This window comes from uncultured Anaerovibrio sp. (assembly GCF_947302755.1).
GTDB lineage: Bacteria > Bacillota > Negativicutes > Selenomonadales > Selenomonadaceae > Anaerovibrio.
Window position 1 is genome coordinate 1 of sequence record NZ_CAMYWM010000204.1, and the last position, 2980, is coordinate 2980.

The 2980-nt window shown below is 35.0% G+C and carries 2 protein-coding genes; both read right to left on the bottom strand.

What is annotated here, in order from left to right; all coding sequences use genetic code 11:
* Positions 1 to 319: 319 nt before the first annotated feature.
* The gene (gene cas2, locus Q0Y54_RS12480; protein ID WP_297968616.1) at positions 320 to 592 is read right to left on the bottom strand and encodes a CRISPR-associated endonuclease Cas2; all 273 of its coding nucleotides are present in this window, start codon (positions 590 to 592) and stop codon (positions 320 to 322) included.
* A gap of 341 nt (positions 593 to 933) precedes the next feature.
* Entirely contained in the window at positions 934 to 2955 is a 2022-nt protein-coding gene (cas12a, locus tag Q0Y54_RS12485) for a type V CRISPR-associated protein Cas12a/Cpf1 (RefSeq protein WP_297968612.1), read from the bottom strand.
* Positions 2956 to 2980: the final 25 nt, after the last annotated feature.

A 2980-nucleotide genomic window follows, 5' to 3' on the forward strand; every position in this document is an offset into this window, starting at 1 on the left:
ATGAGCCGCAGCTACGGTTTATCTACAACAGTAGAAATTTATATGAGGTTCTGGCCAGGGTTAGAGCCAAGGAAAGCAGCTAATCTACAACAGTAGAGATTTATATGAGGTTCTGGCCTTCTTCTGAACCGCTCGTCCCTCTCTGTGATCTACAACAGTAGAAATTTATATGAGGTTTTGGCCCCTTACACTTTTGTATTGTAAGCCAACCTCAAAAATACAATCTTTAAAATAAAATTTATCCCACAAATCATTAATTTTCTTCAGCCAAAACCTCATTTTTCTATTTTGCTTTTCATAAAGACGAAGGTTTGCAACTTTACACTATTATCAATTCTTCCTCATCATGCTTTGCATAACCAAATCTGGTTATTTCACAGTTCTTGGATAATTTCATTATCATTATACTATCTTCATCGGAAAATTTCTTCTCAAAATTGTTTTTTATTTGAATAATTATATTGTCCAGTACAGTATTACTATTTTTTATTTCATAAACCGAATACTGTAATCTGCCACCAAATTTTCGTATGTACCTATTAAACTTTGTTCTAAGTTTATCTTCTTTAATATCATAGCTAATTATGACCATTTTATTCACCTATAAAAAAACTGGAAAATCGACTACCTTTTTACCCTTCATAAACGCTCTATAATAGCCCTGTATATACAAGAAAATTTCTGTTTTATATTGTAAAATCGGTTTCATCAAAAATGAAACATACCGTGGATTATTTTCCCATTTCAGCAAATATCTCCCATTGGTAATCGCGAAGTCATCAGCTCTGCATTGATTGATTATAATGGGCCGCTTTACCAGATAGTTGATCACTATTCTGATAAAGCAGCGTATCCTTTCCCCCATAAAGCTGATGAAAATAAATTGATACCGGACAAAATATAAAATCATTCAACCAAGAAATCAATATATAATCATCCATTGTTTTTATATTCCTGAGTCTGCATAAATCTAAACCATGCCGCAGTTTCTTCACCCTTGCCAAAATTATGCAATTTACCATCTTCAATTCCTCGTATGGTCATTAGCCCCTTTAAAGCAATATGGTATGCACCGTTGGCATCTGCATTCATTGGTTCATTAGCATCAGACTTTCGTGAATCAAAAAACTTACCCGGGGCATATTCCACAGGAGACAAAATAAAATCGTTTTCATTTTCTGTTCCACTTACTGTATATCTCATTTTCAATACCAATCGCAGATAAAACAGCAATGTACTCAAAAACTGCTTATCTGATACATCTGCTATTGGAGCGACAATATTTTTCCCGCCTGAGTAATCAATTCCATAAGATTTAAATAATTCCTTCAGGCGATCAGTAACGCAATAAGCCTTTGTCTCCCTAGTATTTGGCGAATACTCCCAACGTAAATCTCCACATGTGCATACCACCCATGCATCTCTGTACATATTAATGCCAAAGTTACTATAACCAAAGGCAAACTCAAAGTAATCTGATTTGGCATTGTAAGAAATGCTGTCAAATTTTCTCATTGTGGCCTGAGCCTTGGCGATATTTTCATATTTCAACTTAGTATTAAGCAGATTCACAAATCCCGTCTTAGGGTCAATATGCGAAGTATAGGACGGTATTACATAATAAATACAGCCTGTCTGTTTACCAATCTTTTCAAAGCTTTCCAGTTTATCCGTCAACTGTAGACCTTTTGCATAAGAGCCATTCTGTTCATAGCCACGATCTTTAAAGACGAGATAATTCAGCTTATCTATCATGGCTTTTTCATACTTCTGATAAACCTGCTTTTCTACCTTTGCCCTGCCACGCTTAAAACCAACATTGAGGTTTTCAAGAATAATGACAGCATTATACTGCAGCATTAACTGTGTCAGCTTATATACCACCTGAGATAAATAACCTGCTTTTAGTTCTTTAATATTCTCTATTGTCTCCCAAGCCTGTTGAGCGGCATGTTTGCCCTTTTCCTTTCTATCCAATAATTCATGATAGTCCGTTTCCTTATTAATTTTCTCCCCCCTCTCATTTGTATAGTGGCTGACAATTTTATTCAAAGGCCCTTGCTCCAGTATATCCCCGTGTTGATTTATAACAGTATAATACAACAAGTGGCGTTCACCACGATCAATACCAATAATACACACATCAGGGTTGTTTTCTACAAACAAATTAACCTTTTCATTAAATCTCACCGGTTTATTTGCTCTGTAATTAAGGGTAATCGGACAATGGAAATAATATTTCCGTTCAGTATACCGTTTATCCTTTATCAAATCATAACTAAACACACTTTCCTTTTTATTATTTAGAGGATTTTTATTAGCTATAGGTTTGTTACGCTCATGAGTAATTTTTCGTGGTATAGACGGATTACGCATAAACATTTCCGCCTCACCATTAAGTTTGATAATTGGCTTTGTTCCCTCTGCTATTGCCTTTAAATTCTCATCACTGAACACACCATTCCAATACATGGTATGAAGATTATCTGTTCCCTTTTTCTTTTTATTATTGGAAAAATCCTTTGTATAAAGCTGGAATAAATATAGCTTATGCTGTAGCACAAGTTCATCCACATAGTCAGCCGGTATTTTTACTTTTTCCAGTGAATAGGTCTGTTTATCTATATCCTCGTAAAACTCATTTGCGCTGGCATAATCCTCTGTATTTCTGAAGCTAAATTGGAAATATTCATTCCACTCTGGGTGAATTGCTATAGCTGATTTCATAAAATCAATCCATTCAGTAACAGCTTTACGATCTCCTGCAGCCGAAGTATAGAGCTTTTTTTCCCGAATTTCCAATATCCGCTTTGTAATCAAATGCCCAAAAACATTTTCATTCGAGCCCGCAAAAACAACTTTTGGTAACATTTTGGCAGCCCCTGAAACCTGCTTATACTTAATTTTATAGTATATATTCTCAAAAGAATATAATGGGCCCCCTGTCAAGACCACTTTTTAAAAATTTAAGAGTGCCATA

Excerpts from the sequence above, each read along its gene's own strand:
- cas2 (WP_297968616.1), bottom strand. The coding sequence starts at position 592 with ATGGTCATAATTAGCTATGATATTAAAGAAGATAAACTTAGAACAAAG.